The following is a 1,260-nucleotide window of genomic DNA, read 5'->3' as shown; positions in this document are numbered from 1 at the left end:
AGATTAACCATTAATAGCGGGAGCGGTGATAGGTTCAGCCGAAGCTAAATCTAAGGGGAAGTTGTGAGCGTTGCGCTCGTGCATGACTTCCATACCGATTCCTGCGCGGTTTAAGACATCTGCCCAAGTCCCAATTACGCGACCTTGTGAGTCGAGTACGGATTGGTTGAAGTTGAAACCGTTGAGGTTGAATGCCATTGTGCTTACACCCATCGCGGTGAACCAGATCCCGACTACGGGCCATGCACCTAAGAAGAAGTGTAAAGAACGGCTGTTGTTGAATGATGCGTATTGGAAAATTAGACGACCGAAGTATCCGTGTGCGGCTACGATGTTGTAGGTTTCTTCTTCTTGACCGAATTTGTATCCGTAGTTTTGGGATTCGCTTTCGGTTGTTTCACGAACTAAAGAAGAGGTCACCAATGAACCGTGCATGGCACTGAACAATGAACCACCGAATACACCCGCTACTCCCAACATATGGAAGGGGTGCATTAAGATGTTGTGTTCAGCTTGGAACACGAACATGAAGTTAAATGTTCCAGAGATTCCTAAAGGCATTCCATCAGAAAAAGAGCCTTGTCCGATGGGGTAGATTAAGAATACTGCGGTTGCTGCGGATACGGGTGCACTGTAGGCTACACAGATCCAAGGACGCATTCCTAAACGGTAAGATAGTTCCCACTGACGACCGAGGTAACAAAATACTCCGATTAAGAAGTGGAATACGACTAACTGGTATGGCCCACCGTTGTATAACCACTCATCTAGAGAAGCTGCTTCCCAGATGGGGTAGAAGTGTAGTCCAATTGCGTTGGAACTAGGTACAACTGCACCAGAGATGATGTTGTTTCCGTATAGTAATGAACCTGCTACTGGTTCGCGGATTCCGTCGATGTCTACAGGAGGTGCAGCGACGAAGGCGATTAAGAAACAGGTGGTCGCGGTGAGCAGGGTTGGGATCATCAGTACTCCGAACCAACCGATGTATAAACGGTTGTTGGTGCTTGTGATCCACTGGCAAAACTGCTCCCATACTGACCCGCTTTCGCGTTGAGTTAAGGTGGTGGTCATTGCTTTATGATTCCTATGAAGTTTTCAAGGCAGACGGCAAGAGTTTGAGCGATCTGGACTATCGCTTTTTGGCAGCAAGTCAGGAACTAGAACAGCAGGAAACCCGAAATCGACTGGAGCAACGCAACCTTCGACAGCAGAACTTAATTTTGTCGCTGGGTAGTGTTGCCCTGTTGATTTCCACAG

1 protein-coding gene is annotated in these 1,260 nt (G+C 47.8%); it reads right to left on the bottom strand.

Annotated features, from left to right (window positions below):
* Positions 1-3: 3 nt before the first annotated feature.
* Positions 4-1,074, bottom strand: coding sequence for a photosystem II q(b) protein (gene psbA, locus CFPU101_RS25230; RefSeq protein ID WP_206818633.1), 1,071 nt, complete (start codon positions 1,072-1,074; stop codon positions 4-6).
* Between the last annotated feature and the right edge of the window lie 186 nt (positions 1,075-1,260).

The organism is Chroococcus sp. FPU101 (assembly GCF_017312365.1).
In the GTDB taxonomy this organism is placed as follows: Bacteria; Cyanobacteriota; Cyanobacteriia; order Cyanobacteriales; family Microcystaceae; genus Chroococcus.
This window is presented reverse-complemented; position numbering and strand designations above follow the sequence as displayed.